General features: G+C 48.5%; 21 protein-coding genes, 1 other RNA gene and 2 pseudogenes. 12 read left to right on the top strand and 12 right to left on the bottom strand.

The genetic code is table 11. The annotated features are described in order from the left end of the window. Window positions 1–70: 70 nt before the first annotated feature. Both recN and bamE read left to right on the top strand, forming a co-directional pair. Window positions 71–1,732 carry a DNA repair protein RecN gene (gene recN, locus APU11_RS01700; protein WP_058651080.1) on the top strand — a complete coding sequence of 554 codons (1,662 nt, stop codon included), beginning with the start codon at window positions 71–73 and terminating at the stop codon, window positions 1,730–1,732. A gap of 138 nt (window positions 1,733–1,870) precedes the next feature. Further along, on the top strand, window positions 1,871–2,209 hold the full coding sequence (gene bamE / locus APU11_RS01695; RefSeq protein WP_003863121.1) for an outer membrane protein assembly factor BamE: 339 nt from the start codon (window positions 1,871–1,873) through the stop codon (window positions 2,207–2,209). 108 nt (window positions 2,210–2,317) lie between these two features. Here the strand turns inward: bamE and APU11_RS01690 are convergent, their stop codons facing one another. Together APU11_RS01690 and APU11_RS01685 are read right to left on the bottom strand one after the other, a co-directional pair. Further along, the gene (locus APU11_RS01690) at window positions 2,318–2,605 is read right to left on the bottom strand and encodes an RnfH family protein (RefSeq protein ID WP_003863119.1); all 288 of its coding nucleotides are present in this window, start codon (window positions 2,603–2,605) and stop codon (window positions 2,318–2,320) included. Next, window positions 2,595–3,032, bottom strand: coding sequence for a type II toxin-antitoxin system RatA family toxin (locus APU11_RS01685; protein ID WP_008502504.1), 438 nt, complete (start codon window positions 3,030–3,032; stop codon window positions 2,595–2,597). The genes APU11_RS01690 and APU11_RS01685 overlap by 11 nt, the downstream gene beginning before the upstream one ends. Window positions 3,033–3,188: 156 nt before the next feature. On the opposite strand from APU11_RS01685, the gene smpB reads away from it, so the two are divergent. The 5 genes and pseudogenes from smpB (at window position 3,189) to APU11_RS01660 (ending at window position 8,382) form a co-directional block, all read left to right on the top strand. Then, window positions 3,189–3,671: an SsrA-binding protein SmpB gene (smpB, locus tag APU11_RS01680; RefSeq protein WP_008502505.1), complete on the top strand. Its 483-nt coding sequence runs from the start codon at window positions 3,189–3,191 to the stop codon at window positions 3,669–3,671. An 89-nt stretch (window positions 3,672–3,760) separates the two neighbouring features. Continuing rightward, window positions 3,761–4,124, top strand: a transfer-messenger RNA (tmRNA) gene (ssrA, locus tag APU11_RS01675). A 215-nt stretch (window positions 4,125–4,339) separates the two neighbouring features. Further along, window positions 4,340–5,499: pseudogene (locus APU11_RS01670) on the top strand (integrase domain-containing protein). A gap of 7 nt (window positions 5,500–5,506) precedes the next feature. Then, a complete protein-coding gene (locus tag APU11_RS01665; protein ID WP_239510049.1) occupies window positions 5,507–6,625 on the top strand; it encodes an SIR2 family protein in 1,119 nt (372 codons plus the stop codon). Next, window positions 6,613–8,382: an ATP-binding protein gene (locus APU11_RS01660; protein WP_058651059.1), complete on the top strand. Its 1,770-nt coding sequence runs from the start codon at window positions 6,613–6,615 to the stop codon at window positions 8,380–8,382. Before APU11_RS01665 ends, APU11_RS01660 begins: the two co-directional genes overlap by 13 nt. A gap of 294 nt (window positions 8,383–8,676) precedes the next feature. Here the strand turns inward: APU11_RS01660 and APU11_RS01655 are convergent. After that, window positions 8,677–9,091, bottom strand: a pseudogene (locus APU11_RS01655) (phage polarity suppression protein); the annotation flags it as partial. Window positions 9,092–9,508: 417 nt separating this feature from the next. On the opposite strand from APU11_RS01655, the gene APU11_RS01650 reads away from it, so the two are divergent. Further along, window positions 9,509–10,309: a DUF4225 domain-containing protein gene (locus APU11_RS01650; RefSeq protein ID WP_045901477.1), complete on the top strand. Its 801-nt coding sequence runs from the start codon at window positions 9,509–9,511 to the stop codon at window positions 10,307–10,309. On the opposite strand, the gene APU11_RS01645 is transcribed toward APU11_RS01650, so the two are convergent. After that, complete coding sequence (locus APU11_RS01645) at window positions 10,290–10,601, bottom strand: hypothetical protein (protein WP_045901478.1); 312 nt, start codon at window positions 10,599–10,601, stop codon at window positions 10,290–10,292. The two genes, APU11_RS01650 and APU11_RS01645, sit on opposite strands and share 20 nt — an antisense overlap. A gap of 125 nt (window positions 10,602–10,726) precedes the next feature. Here APU11_RS01645 and APU11_RS01640 point away from each other — a divergent pair, with 125 nt between their 5' ends. Then, window positions 10,727–11,296 carry a hypothetical protein gene (locus APU11_RS01640; protein WP_230963107.1) on the top strand — a complete coding sequence of 190 codons (570 nt, stop codon included), beginning with the start codon at window positions 10,727–10,729 and terminating at the stop codon, window positions 11,294–11,296. Beyond that, on the top strand, window positions 11,293–11,703 hold the full coding sequence (locus APU11_RS01635) for a hypothetical protein (protein ID WP_155687013.1): 411 nt from the start codon (window positions 11,293–11,295) through the stop codon (window positions 11,701–11,703). Before APU11_RS01640 ends, APU11_RS01635 begins: the two co-directional genes overlap by 4 nt. A 114-nt stretch (window positions 11,704–11,817) precedes the next feature. On the opposite strand, the gene APU11_RS01630 is transcribed toward APU11_RS01635, so the two are convergent. From APU11_RS01630 to APU11_RS01600, 7 genes are all read right to left on the bottom strand, one after another. After that, window positions 11,818–12,828: a TauD/TfdA family dioxygenase gene (locus APU11_RS01630; RefSeq protein ID WP_013098374.1), complete on the bottom strand. Its 1,011-nt coding sequence runs from the start codon at window positions 12,826–12,828 to the stop codon at window positions 11,818–11,820. An 87-nt stretch (window positions 12,829–12,915) separates the two neighbouring features. Next, the gene (locus APU11_RS01625; RefSeq protein ID WP_013098375.1) at window positions 12,916–13,455 is read right to left on the bottom strand and encodes a 3-isopropylmalate dehydratase small subunit; all 540 of its coding nucleotides are present in this window, start codon (window positions 13,453–13,455) and stop codon (window positions 12,916–12,918) included. Next, window positions 13,445–14,800, bottom strand: a complete 1,356-nt coding sequence (locus APU11_RS01620; RefSeq protein WP_029882099.1) for an aconitase/3-isopropylmalate dehydratase large subunit family protein — start codon at window positions 14,798–14,800, stop codon at window positions 13,445–13,447. The genes APU11_RS01625 and APU11_RS01620 overlap by 11 nt, the downstream gene beginning before the upstream one ends. A gap of 108 nt (window positions 14,801–14,908) precedes the next feature. After that, a complete protein-coding gene (locus APU11_RS01615; RefSeq protein WP_058651058.1) occupies window positions 14,909–16,135 on the bottom strand; it encodes an MFS transporter in 1,227 nt (408 codons plus the stop codon). Next, window positions 16,132–16,737 (bottom strand): L-threonylcarbamoyladenylate synthase, encoded by a 606-nt coding sequence (locus APU11_RS01610; protein WP_058651057.1) that lies wholly within the window; start codon window positions 16,735–16,737, stop codon window positions 16,132–16,134. Before APU11_RS01610 ends, APU11_RS01615 begins: the two co-directional genes overlap by 4 nt. A gap of 12 nt (window positions 16,738–16,749) precedes the next feature. Beyond that, window positions 16,750–17,976, bottom strand: coding sequence for an HlyD family secretion protein (locus tag APU11_RS01605; protein ID WP_040023485.1), 1,227 nt, complete (start codon window positions 17,974–17,976; stop codon window positions 16,750–16,752). 10 nt (window positions 17,977–17,986) lie between these two features. After that, window positions 17,987–18,463: a YbhB/YbcL family Raf kinase inhibitor-like protein gene (locus APU11_RS01600; protein ID WP_040023487.1), complete on the bottom strand. Its 477-nt coding sequence runs from the start codon at window positions 18,461–18,463 to the stop codon at window positions 17,987–17,989. Between the two features lie 235 nt (window positions 18,464–18,698). Here APU11_RS01600 and APU11_RS01595 point away from each other — a divergent pair, with 235 nt between their 5' ends. Continuing rightward, a complete protein-coding gene (locus APU11_RS01595) occupies window positions 18,699–19,478 on the top strand; it encodes a Sua5/YciO/YrdC/YwlC family protein (RefSeq protein WP_013098381.1) in 780 nt (259 codons plus the stop codon). 38 nt (window positions 19,479–19,516) lie between these two features. Then, window positions 19,517–20,110 carry a Sua5/YciO/YrdC/YwlC family protein gene (locus tag APU11_RS01590; RefSeq protein ID WP_058651056.1) on the top strand — a complete coding sequence of 198 codons (594 nt, stop codon included), beginning with the start codon at window positions 19,517–19,519 and terminating at the stop codon, window positions 20,108–20,110. Here the strand turns inward: APU11_RS01590 and APU11_RS01585 are convergent. Then, window positions 20,094–21,008, bottom strand: a complete 915-nt coding sequence (locus APU11_RS01585) for a LysR family transcriptional regulator (RefSeq protein ID WP_060578307.1) — start codon at window positions 21,006–21,008, stop codon at window positions 20,094–20,096. The two genes, APU11_RS01590 and APU11_RS01585, sit on opposite strands and share 17 nt — an antisense overlap. Between the last annotated feature and the right edge of the window lie 300 nt (window positions 21,009–21,308).

Raw genomic sequence — 21,308 nt, 5'->3', positions numbered from 1 at the left:
TTTACTGTATAAAAAACCAGTTTATACTGTATGAAAACACAGTTATGGTTTTTCATACAGGAAAACAATTATGCTGGCACAACTGACCATCAGCAACTTTGCCATTGTTCGTGAGCTTGAGATCGATTTCCACAGCGGCATGACGGCGATCACCGGGGAAACCGGTGCGGGTAAATCCATTGCCATTGATGCCCTCGGCTTGTGCCTTGGCGGGCGTGCTGAGGGTGACATGGTGCGCATGGGCGCCAACCGTGCTGACCTCTGCGCTCGCTTCTCCCTGAAAGACACCCCAGCAGCCCTGCGCTGGCTCGAAGAAAATCAGCTTGAAGATGGACGTGAGTGTTTACTTCGCCGCGTTATCAGCAGCGACGGTCGTTCACGCGGTTTTATCAACGGCACGGCGGTACCGCTTTCTCAGCTTCGCGAGCTGGGTCAGTTGCTTATTCAGATCCATGGTCAGCACGCGCATCAGCAGCTGGTTAAGCCGGAGCAGCAAAAATCGCTACTCGATGGCTATGCAGGTGAGTATGCACTTACTCAGTTGATGGCAGAACACTATCGCCAGTGGCACCAGAGCTGCCGCGAGCTGGCTCAGCACCAGCAGCAAAGCCAGGAGCGTGCCGCACGCGCCGAGCTGCTGGAATATCAGCTCAAAGAGCTGAACGAGTTTAATCCGCAGGCGGGTGAGTTCGAACTTATTGACGAAGAGTACAAGCGTCTGGCCAACAGTGGCCATCTGCTCTCTACCAGCCAGAACGCCCTCACCTTACTGGCAGATGGTGAAGACGTTAATCTGCAAAGCCAGCTGTATAACGTGCGTCAGCTTGTTACCGATCTGGCGGGCATGGACAGCAAACTGTCCGGCGTGCTGGATATGCTGGAAGAGGCGGCGATTCAAATCTCTGAAGCCGGTGATGAACTGCGCCACTACTGTGAACGTCTGGATCTCGATCCCAATCGCCTGTTTGAGCTGGAACAGCGCATTTCCCGTCAGATTTCTTTGGCGCGCAAGCACCACGTCACGCCGGAAGAGTTGCCTGCGTTCTATCAGTCTCTCCTTGATGAACAGCAGCAACTTGACGATCAGGCTGATTCACTGGAAACGCTGACTCTGGCGGTAAACCAGCACCATCAGCAGGCGCTGACCACGGCGAAAAAGCTGCATGATGTCCGTCAGCATTATGCTCAGGAACTCAGCCAGCACATCACCGACAGCATGCATACGCTGGCGATGCCACACGGCATATTCACGATTGATGTCCGCTTCGAAGAGAACTCCCTGACGGCGGAAGGCGCGGATCGCATCGAATTCCGTGTCACCACCAACCCAGGCCAGCCGTTACAGCCTATTTCCAAAGTGGCATCCGGCGGTGAGCTCTCCCGTATTGCTCTGGCGATCCAGGTTATCACCGCCCGTAAAATGGAAACCCCGGCCCTGATTTTCGATGAAGTGGATGTGGGGATCAGCGGCCCGACGGCGGCGGTAGTGGGTAAACTGCTGCGCCAGCTCGGTGAATCGACTCAGGTGATGTGCGTCACCCACCTGCCGCAGGTGGCAGGCTGTGGTCATCATCACTTTATCGTCAGCAAAGAAACGGACGGTGAAATGACCGAAACGCACATGAAACCGCTGGATAAACGCTCGCGCCTGCAGGAGCTGGCTCGTCTGCTGGGAGGCAGCGAAGTCACCCGCAATACGCTCGCGAATGCGAAAGAACTGCTGGCGGCATAAACTTTTTCGGGATCTCAGGGTCATACAGAACAACAAAAACGCCGCCAGACCGGTTTCAAAGTGGGGCAAGGTCTATTATCATCGGCATATTACATATGAGCCGCGTACTGCTCGGGCCCGAAAAGGAATCAAATCACTATGCGCTGTAAAACGCTGACCGCTGCCGCTGCGGTTCTTCTGATGTTGACCGCAGGCTGTTCCACTCTGGAGAAAGTGGTTTACCGTCCTGACATCAACCAGGGGAACTACCTTACCCCTAACGATGTGTCTAAAATCCGTGTAGGGATGACACAACAGCAGGTCGCTTATGCACTGGGAACCCCGATGATGTCCGATCCGTTCGGCACCAACACCTGGTTCTATGTATTCCGTCAGCAGCCAGGCCACGAAGATGTGACCCAGCAGACCCTGACGCTGACCTTCAGCAGCGCCGGTGTGTTGACCAACATCGACAACAAACCTGCCCTGACCAAATAATCCGGCGTCAGAAATGCAAAAAGGTGCTCAATGAGCACCTTTTTTGTATCGATATTTCGCACTGGATCGTAGCCCCGGTAAGCGCAGCGCCACTGGGGGAGAAAAGCACTACTTACCAGATTTCTCCGCACGCTGGCGACGCAGCTCTTTCGGGTCGGCAATCAGCGGGCGATAAATCTCCACCCGGTCGCCCTCTTTCAGCACATCACCCAGCTTCACCGGACGGCTGTAAATGCCGACTTTATTTTTTGCCAGATCGATATCGCGACGAAGCTCCAGAATGCCAGAAGCTCGGATAGCCGCCTCAACGGTTGCGCCCTCTTCCAACGTCACGCGCTGCAGATACTGCTTCTCCGGCAACGCGTAGACCACTTCCACAGCTATCTTATGCGACACTGTAGACCTCTTTGGCGCGGGTCGTGAACGCCTGAACCATATTGGACGCCAGCTCTTTGAAGATGCGGCCAAACGCCAGCTCAATCAGCTTATTGGTAAACTCAAAGTCCAGATGGAACTCGATGCGGCAGGCATCAGCGCTCAGCGGCGTAAACTTCCAGCCTCCCATCAGGGTCTTGAATGGACCATCCACCAGATGCATCAAAATACTCTGATTGTTCGTCAGCGTATTGCGGGTGGTGAACGTCTTGCTGATCCCCGCTTTGGAGACATCCACCGCCGCCGTCATCTGCGTCGGGCCAGACTCCAGAACGCGGCTCCCGGTACACCCAGGGATAAATTCTGGATAAGACTGAACATCGTTCACTAACTGATACATTTGTTCCGCGCTGTAAGGTACAAGCGCAGTACGGCTAATCTGAGGCATAGCTTTTCCCATGGTCACACAACGGACAAATAATAACATTTATCACCTGTTAAAAAAACGCTAAGCCTCATCTCGTGCTAAGATAGCGCGTTAGACCTCACAGGACGCAATGAGGTGACTTTTTGAAATCAGATTACCGACGGCTTTACGACACTTATGACGAAGAAAAAAGCACATAAACCAGGCTCGGCGACCATTGCGCTCAACAAGCGTGCTCGCCATGAGTATTTCATTGAAGAAGAATTTGAAGCTGGCCTTGCCCTGCAGGGCTGGGAAGTAAAATCGCTGCGCGCCGGGAAAGCCAACATCGGCGATAGCTATGTGATCCTGAAAGATGGCGAAGCCTTCCTGTTCGGTGCCAACTTTACGCCGCTGACCGTCGCCTCTTCGCACTACGTGTGTGACCCAACGCGTACCCGTAAGCTGCTGCTGAACAAGCGTGAACTGGAATCCCTCTACGGGCGCATTAACCGTGAAGGCTTTACCGTGGTCGCGCTGTCGCTGTACTGGAAAAACGCCTGGTGCAAAGTGAAAGTTGGCGTTGCCAAAGGTAAAAAACAGCACGACAAACGTACTGACCTGAAAGAGCGCGAATGGCAGCTCGACAAAGCGCGTATTATGAAAAACGCAGGACGTTGATTCTGCACACTTATTGTACTATTCAATAAGTTAGCGTTCCGGGCTGGTATCCAGGAAGTGAAATCTGGTATACTGAGTTCAACACTAATGGGGCTGATTCTGGATTCGACGGGATTTGCGAAACCCAAGGTGCATGCCGAGGGGCGGTTTGCCTCGTTAAAAGCCGCAAAAAAATAGTCGCAAACGACGAAAACTACGCTTTAGCAGCTTAATAACCTGCTCTGAGCCCTCTCTCCCTAGCTTCCGCTCTTAAGACGGGGATCAAAGAGAGGTCAAACCCAAAAGAGATCGCGTGGAAGCCCTGCCTGGGGTTGAAGCGTTAAAACTAATCAGGCTAGTTCGTTAGTGGCGTGTCTGTCCGCAGCTGGCGTGCGAATGTAAAGACAAACTAAGCATGTAGTACCGAGGATGTAGAAATTTCGGACGCGGGTTCAACTCCCGCCAGCTCCACCAAAATTCTCCATCGGTGATTACCAGAGTCATCCGATGAAGTCCTAAGAGCCCGCACGGCGCAAGCCCTGCGGGCTTTTTTGTTCCTGTCGTTGTCCGAGAACATCCGGCTAAATCCGGTGATTATTGGTATACCTTTAGGTATACGGTTGGATGTATCCTTAAAAACGTATACCAATTCATGAAGGAGCGGCCACAGTGACACGGACAACACGCCCCTGACCAACACCGAAGTTCTGAGCGCGGAGGCGTTAGAGAAGGATCTTACGCTTCATGGTGGCGATGGGCTTTTCCTGATAGTGAAAACCAACGGGAAAAAGCTCTGGCGTTTCCGTTATCAACGTCCGGTTACAACGCAGCGGACAATGATGGGGCTCGGTGCCTTTCCCACCCTTTCGCTTGCTAATGCCCGAGGTTTAAGAGCGGATTACATTGCCTTATTAGCCAATGGCATTGGCCCGCAAATTCAGGCTCAAGTTGCAGAAGAATAGCAGCAAATCGCTCTGGACAGTTTTTTTCAATAGTCGCCAAAAACTGGTTCCAGCTCAAAAGCAAAAACGTTACCCCTGATTACGCAAAAGACATTTGGCGCTCATTGGATAAAGATGTATTTCCTGCCATCGGTGAGATTCCCGTTCAGCAAATTAAAGCCCGCCCCCTGGTTGAATCACTTGAGCCAATCAAAGCTCGTGGGGCGCTAGAGATAGTCCGTCGTTTGGTACAACGTATCAACGAAATAATGATTTATGCGGTTCACACTGGTTTGATTGATGCCAACCCAGCATCAGTTATTGGGATGGCCTTTGAGAAACCCAAAAAACAAAATATGCCAACGATACGGCCAGAAGAAGTGTCAAAACTCATGCGCCCTTTAGTGATGTCGAACCTCTCTGTTTCGACCCGCTGCCTGATTGTGACCCTTGTGCGCCCTTCTGAGGCCTACGATGCTCGTTGGACTGAGATAGACCTCGATGCAAAACTCTGGACTATTCCAGCCGAACGGATGAAAACTAAGCGGGAGCATATAGTTCCTCTATCTCTTCAGGCTTTAGAGATTCTTGATGTGATGAAGCCTATCAGTGCTCATCGTGAACATGTTTTTCCGAGTCGGAATGACCCAAATCAACCAATGAATAGCCAGACAGCAAATGCTGCTTTAAAACGGATTGGATATGGGGGTAAATTAGTAGGACATGGTTTGCGCTCAATAGCGAGTACTACAATGAATGAAGCTGGTTTGAACTCAGATGTAATTGAAGCAGCACTTGCTCACATTGAGAAAAACGAGGTTCGGAGAGCATTTAATCGCTCAACTTACCTTGAAAAAAGAAAGAAGCTTATGAGTTGGTGGGGTAATTTCATAGTGAATAGCAAATAAGGATTTAATGATGAGCACGAGAGAATTTCCATGCAAAGCATCAAACATTTATGACAAAAACATAAACTTCCTATTTGGCTCAGGAGCTTCAGCATCGTATATACCTACCTTGTGGATTGCAGAAAATACTACTTATGAGACTTTATTAACTCATGAAGATTGCAAGGACGTTAGGGATTTCATCTTATGTTCCTATTTTAACAAAATTATTAGAAAGACATTTTGCATAGAGCCAACTTCAGAAAACAAAAAATATAGTTCAACGTTAACTAGCTATACAAATTTCCTTGATGAACTTGTAACCTTATTAGAGAAAAAAGGATCCAATCAAATAAGGAGAGCAAATATTTTCACAACTAATTATGATCTTTTCTTTGAAACAGCAGCAGATAATGCATTAACCAAGAAAGCGTTCCATTTCAATGATGGTGCTTTAGGTTTTAAAAATAGAAGATTAAATATTAGTAATTTTCATATTACTACTTGGCATCAAGGTACGCATGACATGTACAAACATGAACTGCCAACTGTTAATTTAATTAAGATGCATGGTTCAGTCTCATGGAAAAGAGATGAGAATGAAACGATAAGTATTAATTATCCAATTACTTCACCTGCAATAATAAAATTAGAGACAGAAAAGACCATAGATGATTTAGTAAATACTCTAAATAACACCAATGATGATCTTGTTGACTACTTAGATTTAAATATTAATGACCTGAATTCACTTGATGAATTTAAATCGTATTATAACTCACTCGCAATCGTTAACCCAACAAAAGAGAAATTTTCAGAAACGGTATTTCAGCAACATTACTATCAAAGTTTAAGATTATTAAGTTATGAACTAGAGAAGCCACAAACAGTATTAATTTGTTTCGGATTTTCATTTCAAGATGAACACATCCTTGAAATAATTAAAAGATCTTTGAGCAATCCTACTTTGAAAATCTTTGTGTTTTGCTATAACACTCAAAGTAAGCACGATATAAACATCACCGTAAACGATTCTAGAATAACCTACATTTACCCGAAAGAAGATGATCATAAAATATCTTTTGATACTTTCATTGATAGAGTTTTCAAATCAGAAACAGGAGATTGGGTCACATGGACGAATTAAACATTGGTAAAGTCACACAAGTAAAAGGAACCACTGTCAAGGCAAAAATAAACCATGACTTGTACCAATCAACTTATTTTCACAATGGGAAAATACTGCGCGGTATATCCATAAATGAATTTGTTTTAGTTCGCAAAGGCTATCAGGATATTGTAGGTAAGATCATCGGTGAGGAAATTGTTGAGAATTTTAACATTAGAATCGATGACATTGAACAGAAAAGGTACGAAAGATTTGTTGAGCTTAATATTCTCGGTTATTTTTTTGAAGATAAGTTTTACTCTGGTATAAAATATCTTCCAATGATAAATGATAGACTGTATTTAATTTCGGATGATAAAATATCTGAGATATACAGCTTTAGTAAAAGTACTAAAACCCCACTAATCAATATTGGTAAATCCATGTTGGAAGAATTACCAATAAACATCCCAATAAACGGTGTTTTTAATTCTCATATCGGAATTTTTGGAAATACAGGGAGCGGAAAATCGAATACTTTAGCAAAATTGTATCAATCACTTATCAATCGAATTGATAACACCGAACTGTTTAGTAGCAAATCAAATTTTGTCTTAATAGATTTCAATGGTGAGTATGGAACACTTGAGAGTTCCTTTCCAGATCTGTGCCATTCAACAAAACTTAGCACCAAAAAAGGTGGTGATAAAATTCATTTCGGAGAAAAAGAATTTTGGGATGACGAGCTATTATCAGTGTTATTTTCAGCAACTGAGAAAACACAAAAGCCATTTTTAACCCATTTAATAAAGAGCAAATTGAAATATGATGACGATCTTAGTGAGTATCTAAAAAGAACCATTGAAATAATGTTTGGTCCAAACCATCATAAAGAAACTGTTAATTTACTTAAAAGCCTAATATCTTATTTTGATGAGGATGCCCAACAAAAAATAAGAGATGAACTATCTTTATTCACTTGGCATTCAGGTCAAGATAAATATACACATCCTGCTAGTTGGCTTGATAACATAGCAGACGTTCTGCAACATACTCAAACAATTTACAACAGCAACTTCCATGTTACCAGTGTATTTGACGAAATTGCCATACGTGCAACTCTACAACTAATAAACTCTGTTTCCAGGAACTATGTTCAATATGAACACATATACCCACTAATAAATAAAATAATAGCAATGAGTTCATCCCTAGCAAAAGTCATAGAAATAAATGAAAATCAAAAAAATCATAAACCCATATCTATAATATCCCTTAAAGAATGCAATCAATCCATCAAAAAAACCATTCCAATGATGATTGCAAAATGTTCTTTTTTAGAACACAAATCCTCTGAAAGTACAAAAGAAAGTTTCCATTTAATAATAGATGAAGCTCACAATATTCTTTCTGAGAGCTCTGTAAGAGAGGCTGAGACATGGAAAGACTACCGACTCGAATTATTTGAGGAAATAATAAAGGAAGGTAGGAAATTTGGTTATTTTGTTACTATTTCTAGCCAGCGACCATTTGATATATCACCAACAATTGTATCACAGCTGCATAATTATTTTATACATCGTTTGGTAAATGAAAATGATCTTTACCTTCTTAAAAATACCTTAAGTACCTTGGATGCAGCTTCCAGAACGCTCATACCAACACTTCCTCCTGGTGCATGTATAATTTCAGGCACCGCATTCCATACTCCACTGCTTGTACAGATCGATAGACTTGATGAAGAAAGTGCTCCACAAAGTGACACGCTTGATCTTGAGAATTTATGGGATCTTTAAAAATGAGTCCCCCCCCAGCAAGTGAACTACCCCCAAAAGTAACTACTGGGCAGTTCGCCCCAAGGGGCGGGGAATATTACCCTCAGAGATTCACTTGTGTGCAATGCTCTCCCCGCCCGCCTGCCCGCTAAAGGTGGCGCTTTTAATGCAGGTGCATGACCGGCTTCAGAGCCCGCCAATGTTGGCGCTCACGGGGAGTTCAGTGTCGGGAAAACGCATGCAAAACCATGCACCTTATGCATGCATGGCTTTTTTACGGGAAAACAGCGGGATTTTCGGGAATTTTTGAAAGGACTATTGCGCGGCCAGTTCTGCGCGTCGGCGGGGGTAATTCAGGCTCTGTACAGGTGTGAATTTTTCACGATTATCATCCCACGAAGCCGCGTCTAGCCTGAATCCGATGGTCGTTAAAATGCCATTATCCTGCACCGAATAATTAATTTTTTCACCGGCGGCCAGCCAGACCTGTAACGCCTCACGAAGATAGTCGACTGAGTGCTGCATGGCACAGCGCTGAATGGCGGAATGCTGCCCGGAATAATTCATCAGCTCGGGGACAAGGGCGGCGGCGTACTCCGCGCCGTGCGCCTGCATAAAATCATTCAGATGGTTACGGATGCTGATGCACTGCACCTATTCATGCGAGTGAAGCAAGCTTTTCGCAGTATGCCTTTTCGACCTACGTTAGTTCATCCCTGAGTTGCAGCCGGGTGGAAATGATTGCCTGACTCCTCATACTTTTGAGTAGCGTCAGTATGATCACTTTAGTCTCTTCGGATGGCTGTCCATACTTGTGCGCCAGCACATTAAACTGCTACCGCCCATTTAGACATAGCAGCACTATTATTGCCCAAAAAATAGTGAGAATCAGCATTGAGTACTATGTCAGAAAGTATCTCTTCCGGCATCAGTTAATAATACATCGTCAGAGACATGCAGTTCTATATTACTTGTATTACTAATTGAATACAATTCGGCTGGGGTGTTACAGCATATCATAAAGGTAGCAAAGAGGTCTTTTCTGGATTATGAAAATTGCTCCTGCTTAGCAAGAATATATACAAACGAATATAGATTGTTATATGCTCTTGGCCGATGCTACCGTAAATCGTACATGAGGGTAATAATGGATATTTCGCTTCTTACAGGACAACGGACTAACGCATGGTCAGCGACCATGATTAATCTTGAAGCTAGAAAACTCATTAACACAGCAAACATGGTAGCGGCTAGCCACCTCAAAGATGGGCTCACCAGAATTCAGTTCATGGAAGACATTAAGTCTTTCATCACTGAGCAATTTTCTCTTGCCCGCAAAGCGAAGTCTGAGGAAGAAGGGATTTCCTACATAAAAAATCTAAGGGCAGAGAATGAAAATCTTCTTGAACAGGATCGGCTACTCAGGACGAAAGCTGCACAGATTTATGCCAAAGTTGAATTCATCAAGGAAAACAACAAAATCGTTGGCTATGTGATCTCCGCTGTGCAGATTGTTTTTGCAGGTTTACAAGCCGCAGGTGGATTGATCCTTGCTAGTTCAATGACACCTGTCGGGGTCTTGTTGGGTGCCACATTAGTGATTGATGCGGCAAATACCGTATCCAGAGAAGTAAATAATCAATTACTGAACAAACCTGGGTCACAAGGGTTTGTTGCTGACACAGCGATGTCAGTAGCGGAGTTTATGGGATTTCGCAGTGAAACAGGTCTGGCAGCCTATAAAACGGTAAGTCTTGCTGCAAATGCGTACAGCGTATTCGGTTTACTTCGAAAACCAGGCTCCTGGCGCCTGTTTTATTTTATGCGCTCAGATTTTTACAGAAAAATGGACTCAATGAGTCGGCCAAAACTAACTATGAAAATCATCGGATATGGCATAAACGCAAAAATCGTTTTCGACTTACTGACTATTGATAATCCTTCCTAAACCGCCAGGCTTTATAAGTTAACTTGAGGGGGGTCATCCAGCAGAAGATACCAAAGATAAACAGTACAGCTACACCTGATGAGATGATATTTTCTGGGGACGCGAAGCACACTGCCAGGATGAACAGAACGATAAGTATGGCTGAAAGAATGACAATCCCTTTAAATCGATTTGAAAGAGCAGGAAGCAAAATATCCAATGTAGTACTTTGCGTATCCGCATAGCGTTTAAGCTTTTGAAGCTCTTCTTTTGTAAAACCAGATTTAAGTAACACTTCTTCCGATATCGCCACGTCATTCCCCTTCCTTCTAAGCGGAGCCAGTATACCGAGATCTCAGAAAAAAAAAACTACAACCCCCGAATGCGGCTCTCTAGTGATAAATTCAGTAACATGAACAGCTCTACAGCCAGGCAAATTTGTTTGCCAGTAAACCATCAAAAGCTTATGTTTTCTTCTTAGCAAATCCACTGTCACAGAACGCTTCCAGTCCAGACATGGAAACATACCCGAAATTAATGATGCAGCAGGTTCAATCACTCTCTCTGATATTAACCCGCGAAGCGAACGAGCTAACCCAGGCTCAGTGTGACGTCATGCTCAATGGCGAAAGCATGGGTATTCTCGTTCCCGGGCACATACTGGAAGCTGCGGTTCAGGTTAATGACCAGCGTTATATCCTGTTTCTGACAGACGACGTCATTTTCGAGGAATCGTTGACCATTGCCCTTATCGACGTGCATGACGGGCTTAAAGAAATTGTTCGTTTAGGTAATGAATACTCGACAGGAAGTTTTGCTGACCTCCAGATCACTGACGATAGCGTGAATTTCAGGTTTATTGGGGATTATATCTGGGCAGTGGAGATATCAGATTCACCTCGCTTGCACCTCCCTTTTATTTCCGACCCGAAAGGTGTTAAACGGAAGTCAGGCCTGAAAAAATACATAGCGATTTCTGCCACTCCCACGCCGGAAAACATAAGTTGAAGCCATTATTTAACAGAATACTCACCTTAACTGACGCAGAACTGCTCGCCCGCGTCCCCGTCTGGCACGCCTTATCAGAACTTTTTACCGGGCGCGAACTCCAGGAGTATGACTATCAATGGATGGCAGAGGTGCTGAAAAAATCCGGATTAAACCGGGAAGAGATCTTCAGAATTGTGGATGAGGAAGTCGCCCCTGCTCTACAGGCTAACCTGCTTTACAACCCAACGCCGGTGATGGACGGTTGGTCAGAAAAAGACATCAAACGGCTTGTGACAGCGTATTTGAACAGAAAGCCGACAATTATCGAACGCATCATTCCGGCCCGGGTACTTTTAAAACAACGGCGCAAACACATCAGCAAGGAACTTAACAGGCTATCCGCTGAGCTTGATAAAGGCATGTAATAAGTTATAAAGCGAGATGATAACCAAAGAATGTTAATAGCACAGGTCTTCCCGCAAAAACAAAAGCCCGCACACCTCAGGCATGCGGGCTTTTTTATACCAGCAAGGTCACCCTTACTCGGCGACCACAAACCCCGGCAGATCGGCATCGAAGTAGTTGTGATACATATTCATCACCTCGGGATTACGGAAGCTGTATGTTTTCAGCAGCCAGCGTTTTTCCGCAGAGTAGGGATCTCTCACCTGGATGATTTCCCGGTTGTGTAAAGAGTCCTGATTGGCGAAGGAGAACAGGTCGCCTTTGTTAATAGCAACGCGGCCTTTTGCCGCTTTGGTGATGGCCACCTTAAGGTCAATTAATGCTTTGATCGCCTCTGCTGGCGCATCCGGAGAATACGTTGTGCGTGTGTCGTAGTAACGGAAAGTATGAATATTCTCCAGGATCGGATGCAGCTCAGAATCAATCTGGCTGGCGTTCGAGTCGCGAGAGTATTCATCAAAAGGGGTAATAAAAAGTGGCTTGCGTAACCACTCCTGGGATTCAGCCTTTAAATTATCCAGAATCGCTTTACCGTCCAGGTAGCCGGTAAAAATCAGGTTTTCTTCGCTGCAACGCATGCCTAATAAACTGAGAAAATCAGCACGTACCGGGTGAGCGGTGCGATCGTTGTGGTAATAAAGTTCGCCGTCCGTTTTTTGCGTTTGTGTGTTGCTGTATTTTTTGTCGGCATAAACATCATGGAAAAAATCACCGTTGTTGCGCGTACGGTAGGCCAGTAACGGTGAGTCGGTGAGCTGAGCGAACAGCTCCAGCAGGGCCTCTCCTACAAAGGTGAGCTTTTTAGCGTACTTATCGTTAACGGGATTGGACTGATCAAATTCAGGAATGATGGTGTCGAGTGGTACGTTTTTTAATAAATGCGCGTTAATGCCTTGATCCTTGCGCTCTTGCCTGACGCGCTCGCAGGCCTGAACAAAAAAAGTGGGCACCAGACCATTTTCAATGAGTTCGGTGATGGACTGCTTGAAGAGTTTGTAGTCTGTATAAGGGCTGATGGTGACACGGCTGATAAGTTTTGATAGCTCATCTTTTTGAAGATCGTTAAACTCTAGCTGGGTGATCATAGTTTGATTGCCTTATGTACGCTCAAAACAGACGCTGCACCCTGAGAAAGTAAGGCGTCTTGTTTTGAGTCTTATGGTTGTATTGGATTAAATCTTTCCTGTTTGCCTTGCGTAAGCGAACAAGCCACCGGCGGCGACAATGTTCGCAAGTTCCCCTACCGGAGCGGTTTTCAGAATCCCATCAGCAGTACCAATCTGATGAGCGTCTAAATCGATTTCAATGGTATCCCCCGTTTTCAGCGCACGGATATCACAGCCTTCATTCAGCGTGACGGGCATGATTTGCCCCGTGGATACACAGTTGCGGAAAAATATGCGGGCGAACGACTGGGCGACGACGGCCTTCACGCCGGATGCCCCCAGAGCCACCACCGCATGCTCGCGCGATGAGCCACAGCCGAAATTTTTCCCGGCCACAATAAAGTCATACCCTGCTCGCTGCGTCTGCGGATTGATAAACGGCAGCGCCCCTTCCGGCAGTCCGCACATGGCAAGCGTTGCCAGCTCTTCACGCCCCTCGGCAGAGGCCGGGTTAATTTTCAAATATTCAGCCGTTAATATCTGGTCGGTATCGATATTGTCGCCTAACACATAAACTGTACCGCGCATTACGTTATTAATAGTCATTAGTTAAGTACCGTTCTGGATTAGTAATAAAACCTGTCACTGCCGCAGCAGCCACTGCATAAGGAGAGGCCAGATAAATCATCGCGCCTTTATTTCCCATCCGCCCCACAAAGTTACGGTTGGTGGTGGAGATCACGCTTATCGGATCCCTGACTCTCCCAAAGGTGTCCGCTGGCCCGCCACAGCAAGCCGCGCAGCCGGGTTCAGAAGATAATTTAACGCCAGCCCGGGTCAGAATTTCATACACGGATCGGCCCTTGACCTGGGTGGTGATCAGATTATGAAAAACCTCTTTGGTCGCGGGAACGGCGTAGGTTGGGATGGCCACCTTGCGCTGCCACAGTATTTCCGCAGCAGCGATAAAATCATCCGTTTTACCGCCCGTGCAGGAGCCAATATAGGCTTGCGAAATGGCAATATTTTCCAGCTGTGCCACTGCCACCACATTATCCGGGGAGTGTGGCCGCGCAATCACGCTGGTTAATGCCGAGACGTCAATATCAATCGTGCGGACGTAATGCGCATTTTCATCAGGCGTCACCACGGAATACGGGACGGTGGTTCTGGTCGCCAGGTAATCCAGCGTGGCCTGGTTTGGCACCATAATGCCGTTTTTAGCCCCGCACTCCACAACCATATTGCACATCGTCATTCGCTCTTCGACCGATAATTCATCGATGACGTTGCCGGTAAATTCGATGGCATTATAGGTCGCCCCTTCCACGCCCAGCTCTTTCATTAACACCAGAATTAAATCTTTCGCCTGAACGCTTTTCGCTTTTTTACCGTAGTAATTCACTTTTATGGTGGCGGGAACCATCAACGGGATCTCCCCCGTACCCAGGGCGTACGCCCCGTCGGTGATCCCCACGCCAATGGCGAAGGTGCCAAAGGCCCCGGCGGTCACGGTGTGAGAATCGGTCCCCAACAACACCTCTCCCGGCCGGGTGTGTCCCCCTTCCGCCAGGCCGATATGACACACGCCTTTATAGTCCGGGGTGCCCACATCATAAAAATGGGTAATATTTTGCGCTTTTGCGAATTCCCGCATTACCCGAATATTTTGATTCGCCTGCGGGTCGGCGGAATAAACAAAGTGGTCAGGGATCATAATAAAGCGATCCGGGTTCCAGACTTTTGCCTCTTCACCAAATTCTTTTTTAAATACGCTGGCGACGCCAGGCGTGCAGGGATCGTGGGACATTAATACATCAACATTCACGAAAAGCACTTCACCCGGTGAAACATGCGATCTCTTGCTGGCTCTGGCGATTATTTTTTCGGTTAACGTCATCCCCGGCTTTATATTTACCGACGCATAATCATCAGTTTCGTGAATATTCATTTTTCTCTCCTCTTTATCTGATGGGGAAATTACACCGTACAGAGGAGGGGCTTTCAACGGGAATCCGTTATTCGTCAGATTAGTTTCATTTTGCGTATGAATTGTTCCTCAGGTGGAACTGTGCTCCCCGCTGCGCAAATTCTTTAAGTAAAGCAGTGCAGATATGCATACCACCAGAATATAGATCAGGCAGAAGATCAGCATCAGCGTGGAAAAGTCCCGGCTCACCAGCAGCCACGCCCCAACGGCCAGTAAAAAAGCATTGGCCAGCCCGAAATCACGCTCCATGCGCCCGAACACGCGCATACGTTCATCCGGGGTATTGGCAGAGAGATCGAGGTTAGCAAGCGTGACGGGCCGGATCGTCCCGGAGCCAAACCCCAGCAGCACCAGCGCCAGCAGCCCGGAGACAAAATAGTCCATGCCTCTCGCTGCAAGCCATTCATTGCTGGCAAAAAGCCCCAGCGCCGCCGTCATAAAAAGGCTTGTCGTCGCCAGTAACGCCGTTACCCCAAACCGTGCGATAAACGGCCCGGCTATTTTGATCGCCCCCCAGGACGAGAGTGTAAAGCAGCTCAGCACGGCACCGAAAAGCAGCGGGTCGACGTTCACCATAATAAAGTAGAACGGGATAAAGCCGATGAACGGCGCCAGCGTAAAAGCGCGTGAAATGGAATAGAACAGTATCCAGAAGAGCTGGTCCCCTCTGGGCGAAAAAGAGACCCGCTCAACAGGCCGGGCAGTTTCGGGCTCTGCCTCCTGCACACGAATCAACGCCACGCATCCGGCGGAGATAACGCTCACCACAATGGCGGCGATAAACGGCCACTGGGGGTTGTAGTCAAACAGAATACTCCCCAGCGATCCGGCGATCAGGGTGGCAATAAACATCCCGCTTTGCGACGTGGTCTGGATCTGCATAAACCGGTGCTGATCGCCTGCGGTGAGCTGGCGCAGCAGGGCAGCATCCGTGGTCAGCGCAATGGTAAATCCCGCGCCGCCAAGCAGCTGCGACACCACCAGCAGAGAGAGGTTAACCTCACTTTGCCGGGTGCTCCAGAGCATCAGCGCCATTCCCAGCGCCTTCATCAGTTCGCCTGCAATCACCGTCTGTCTGGATGACAAGAAGCGCAGTAGCCAGCCGGGTATGCCGCTGCTGAAGGTGCTGGTCAATCCATACAGCGCCAGCAGGAAAATAATCCGGTACATCCCCATGTCTATTGTCCAGAAATAGAGCAGCAAGACGGGAAGATGGAAATAGCAACGGGAAATAATACGGTAGGCCAGGAACAGGCCATGGTTGCCAGACCCGGGATGTAACCGGCGCGTCGTCATGACGCCAGCATCGCCATAATATCCATATCTCCCGCACGAAGGATTTTAATCTCCTTCTCCAGTAACGAGACGATGGTGCTGGAGACCGTTGTCACCGGACGCTGGGCTGCGGGCAGAATATAGCCCACACGGTCGCCAAACGTCTGGCGGGCGGCATCAATGTCGATCAGGTAGTCAGACTCCACGCCGGAAAGATTGGCAGAACTCATCCCCAGCGGGCGGCCAAACAGCGCAATCACCTCTCGCAACACGCTCTGATGATTGCACACCAGAGAGATGGATTCCGGCTTCAGATACGGGTTCTGCGGCACATTGTCCGATGCCGGAACCACCACATTCAGCGCGCCGGGCATGGCACCAATCAGTTTGTCGAGCGCAGCGCGGTGCTGGACCTTATCGACGGCGATGTAATCCCATGCCTGCGCCGGTTCCGCGACGAAAAGCGTCAGCGGTTTCTGTCGTTCGCGTTTTTTGAGATCGTAAATTTTCTGGCAGGCGTCAATGTTCCACGGGTCTGCCGCCAGGGCGTAATTCGTGTCCGTGGGGACCAGAACCACCTCGCCGCGCTTCAGGGCGGCGACCGTATTGTGTATATGCTGCATCTCTTTTCCTGTTTAAATGTTGACGGTTACGCTACGGCCCGCGAGGCAGAAACTGGCGGGATCCGGCACGTCTTTCCAGTCGATATCGATATGTGCAGTCAGCACTTTCACGGGCAACTGCCGGCGCGCGATTTCAGGCGGGGGCTGTACGTCCCTCTCCCCGACCGCCACGCGTCCACTCCCTGCGCGGAGGGTTCTTATCGTTCCTTTCCAGCGCGTGGCGGATGCGGTGGTCAGACGCACCGTTACCGCCATCCCCGGGCGCAGACTGCCGGCGTCAGCCTCATCAAAAAACGCCTCTACCCAGCGGGTGCGGCAATCCAGAATGCGCACAATCGGGGTGCCGTTCTGAACGCTCGCACCACTCTCCTCCGTCACGTCCCAGATCACGCCGTCCGTGCTGCTGTTGAGCGCCGCCTGCTGACGGGAGTGAAGGAGCGCAGCGACTTCCTGAATGCTTTGCGTCGTTGCCTGCTTGCGGGCAATCAGCTGTAGCTTCTCCTGCTGCATATTCTCGATTGTGAGCGACATATCGCGCTGATTCTGCTGTGGCGCATCCAGCGTTCTTGGCCCTGTCAGCTGAAGGCCGGATTTGGCGGCATTCACGTCCAGTAAACGCTGACGCAGCTCGGCTGCTTTCGCCTCCTGGCTGGCCTGCAACACCCGGGTGTTGTTCTTACGCTCTTCATACTCCATGCGGCTGATGAAACGCTGCTGGTAGAGATTTTCATAGCGCTGAAGCTGCTGTCGGGAGAAGGCAGTTTGCGCCGTAATTGCGCTCAGCTCCTCCTTCAGTTGTACAAACGTGGCAGCCGATTGTTTCTCACCTAACTGCTGCTGCATCCTGCTCTCGGCGAGGTACTGCTGCCGCTGCTGCTGATAAACCTGCAGTCGTTGATCGATCCCCGAAATTTGCTTGTCGAGTTCAGCAAGCTGGATCTCCAGCGCGCTGCGCTGGGCCACCAGGCCGGGGATCTGGTCGTTCGCCTGCGTGGTGACCACATTTCCCAGCGATTGCCGGGCCCGGACCGCCTGTCCCGGCGCGATGTTCTTCGCCAGCACCAGCTGTCCCGGCAGCGGGGAGAGCACCGTGGATATTCGGCCATTGATAAAGGCCTCCTTGCTGGAGACCCCCATTCCCGCAAAAAACAGCAGAACAATGGCCACCAGCACGCCACCCGCCACGCCCCATTTGAGCAGGCTATGCCGGGCGAAAACCGCTCTGAATCGGTTAATCACACACGCCTCATTAACGCTTATACAGCGTGACGACGCTGGCTTTCTCAAGGGTATGCATGTTGATGAGGAAACGTATCACCGCGTTTGGCAGATCCGGCGTCACGCCCAGGTCATCGCAGCTCAGGGCGTGCAGGGTGAAGATATAGCGGTGCGGAATATCGCCCTCTGGCGGGCAGCAACCGCCGTAGCCAGGCGCACCAAAATCGGAGTTGGCGTGTTTGATGTCGGGTGTGTTCGCCGGGTTTCCCGCGCCTGCCGCAAGCCCGGTCAGGCTGGCAGGAATGTTATACGCCACCCAGTGCCAGAAACCGCTGCCCGTTGGCGCATCAGGATCGTACGCGGTTACGGCAAAACTTTTGGTTCCCTGCGGGACATTCTCCCAGGACAAGGCGGGCGAGACATTATCGCCATTCCCCCCAAAATTATGATATTCGTTCGCTTTGGAGAGAAAAGCGTAGTCACTTAAACCTGCAATAGATACTTTCATAGCGTTAACCTCTGTTTGAAAATCGGTATTTACCGGTGGGTTGTTCTATTGGTAACCGATTGAAAGCAAAACCGGTAACAGAATTAACCAACCCGGCATATTGCCCAGGAATAACGCGATATTGTTCCAACACTGAAACAATGCGGTGAAAATTTCTCTGCTGATTGCGAAGCCTCTTATTACGCGACATCCTTTCCCTAAATTTATGACACCAGTGCGGTGCAGGGAGAATTGAATGATGAATAAGAAAGTCGCGTGGAATGGTCAGGTTCAGCCGGAAGCGATTAACGTATTATCGGCTGAAGGCGGAATGATTGTTTGCCCTACGAAAGTGGGTTATATCATTATGACCTCAGATAAAGAGGGGCTGGAGAGAAAATTCGAAGCCAAACAGCGAAACCGTAATAAACCCGGCGTGGTATTGTGCGGCAGTATGGAACAGCTGAAATCGCTGGCGGAGATGAACCCGGAAATCGAGGCATTTTATCAGGCCCACTGGGATGCAGACGTATTACTGGGCTGTATTTTACCGTGGCGAGAAGATGCCATCGCCAGATTACCCGATAACGGCCTCAAAGAGCTGATGATGGACGGCAGAAAAACCAGCTGCTTCGTGATTAAATTTGGCAAACCCGGCGAAATGATTGCTAAAGATCTGTGGGAAAATCATCAGAAATTCTCTTTTGCCAGCTCGGCGAATCCGTCAGGAAAAGGCAACCGCGGCATGGTGGAATTCATTGGGGAACGCATCGAATCGCGTGCAGATTTAATTATTTGTGCCAACGAGTACGTTAAGTCTATTCAGCCTGATGAGACCCAGGAGAGTCGCTATGAACAAGGCGTGATGGTGTCCATGGTGGACAGCGAAGGGAAACTGGTCCCTGAACAGGGTAGTGCCAGAAAAGTAACTCCTTGCCCGGTATTAATTCGCAAAGGTCTCGACGTGAATAAAATTATTAATTTCATGTCCGCCCAGTTTAATACCTGGGACTATCGCCACGGCGATTACTATTAATTTTTGGGTTTAACCGCGTCACAGGGATATCGATAATCATGTCATTTATAGACAAGGCCATTACCGTATTGCGTAATAGCGGGATCATCCTGATCCCTACCGATACCCACTTTGCCCTGGCAGCCGATCCTTACAGCCCGGATGCCGTGGAAAAACTGACGCTGTTAAAAAGATCGCCCTGTACCAGAGAGATGACGTTTTGCTTCTGCGAACTGGCGGACATATGGGAATGGGTGGATGTCAGCCCGTGGCAAAGAAGCAAAATTGAAATGCTCAGCCGGGCCTGCTGGCCCGGCACCCTTAAAATCAGCCTGCGAAAGAAACAGCGCGCCGATTTTCTTCCCGGCGCAGGCGATATTCTCCCGGTCGTCTGCGTGAAAAACAGTCAGATGCGAACCATCATCAGCCGGTTAGGCAGGCCGTTGGTGGTGATCCCGGCAGGGTATCCCCAGGATGGGGGCGATCTTGTCAGTTTTACGCTCGCCCGGGAAGACATGGGAGACTGTGTCGATCTGGTTGTCCCGTCCAACTGCAAAAACCCCAGCCGTACCGCCACCACGCATATCTCTTTGCTGGATGACAAAGTCTCGATCCTGCGTCATGGCGAGCTGGATATCAGTAGCCTGCTTTGACCTCGGCCCCGGCGATCAGCTGCTGAAGTTCGTCGCTAAAGCGTTTAATGCCTGAGGTCATCGTGTTTTTATTTTTGGACAGTAGCCACACTTTATATTCATCCATCTGCCAGCCGGGTAAAAGCCGGACCAGTTTCCCGGTGGCGAGGCTTTCTCGCGCAATGTAATTGGGCAAGTAAGCAATGCCGAGGCCGGAAAGCGCCATGCTGATCAGCGCCACGCTGTTGTTGCTTCTGAAGCGGCTATGAACGTCAATATTGACCTTCTGTTTCTCTTTTCTGAACGGCAGCGAAACCGTACGCGCCACACCGCGAAACAGAATGTAGTTGTGGGCCGGGAGATCGCCCGGCGTCAGGACAGGACGCATCCGGGCGATACAGTCAGGGGTGGCATAAAGCCCCCACTGGATGGAGCATAAAAATTTGGTGTGCTCATGGGTTGGCGTGTCCTGCGCCACAATGATAGAGAGATCGTACTGGCTCTCTTTGATATCCACCGCTTTATCCGATAAATCGAGATCGACGTTGGCCATAATATTTCGTTCTAAGTACGCATTTAATGCTGGCACAACATACTCTTTTCCGAACGTCACCGGGGCAAGTATTTTTATTGTCCCCGCTGGTTCCTCATAATAATCCCGTATAAAGCGTTCTGCGGCGCGCAGTTCATTCAATATTTTGAAGCAGTGCTGATAGTAGCTCAGCCCCAGCTCCGTAATCTCTATTTTCCGGGTGGTGCGCTTAAGCAGCATTGCACCAATACGTTTTTCCAGCGTTGAAATATCCCGGCTAACTGATGACTTCGACATTCCCAAAGAGAGTGCGGCCTCGGTGAAGCTCAGGGTTTCGACGACACGCGCGAAAACCACCATCGGAATTAAATTCTCGATGTTTTCCATTCTACAATCTGCACCAGGTCAGCAAACATCACCCGAGAATTAGTGGCAAAAGTCCTTGCTATCGTCAAGTGAAAATTTTCCAGCATTGTCGTTCTGCCCCGGTTCGATAATAACTCCGCAGCGCCGCACGGCTATTTTTCACCGCGTAACAAGAATATATTTTCTTCGAAAAATGGGTTAACTCAGAGGGTGAATATCCACGCACTAAAAGAAAAATATCTGGTTTTTTATGCTTTATTTATTGCTTCTGAATACGAATTAAAAATTTAAATCCGCTGATTTCCCTCTAGCATAACGACT

The sequence above is a fragment of the Enterobacter sp. 50793107 genome (assembly GCF_001463365.1).
GTDB classification, from domain to species: Bacteria; Pseudomonadota; Gammaproteobacteria; order Enterobacterales; family Enterobacteriaceae; genus Enterobacter; species Enterobacter cloacae.
Note: the sequence above shows the minus strand (reverse complement) of the source record. Positions and strands in the feature narration are given on the sequence as shown.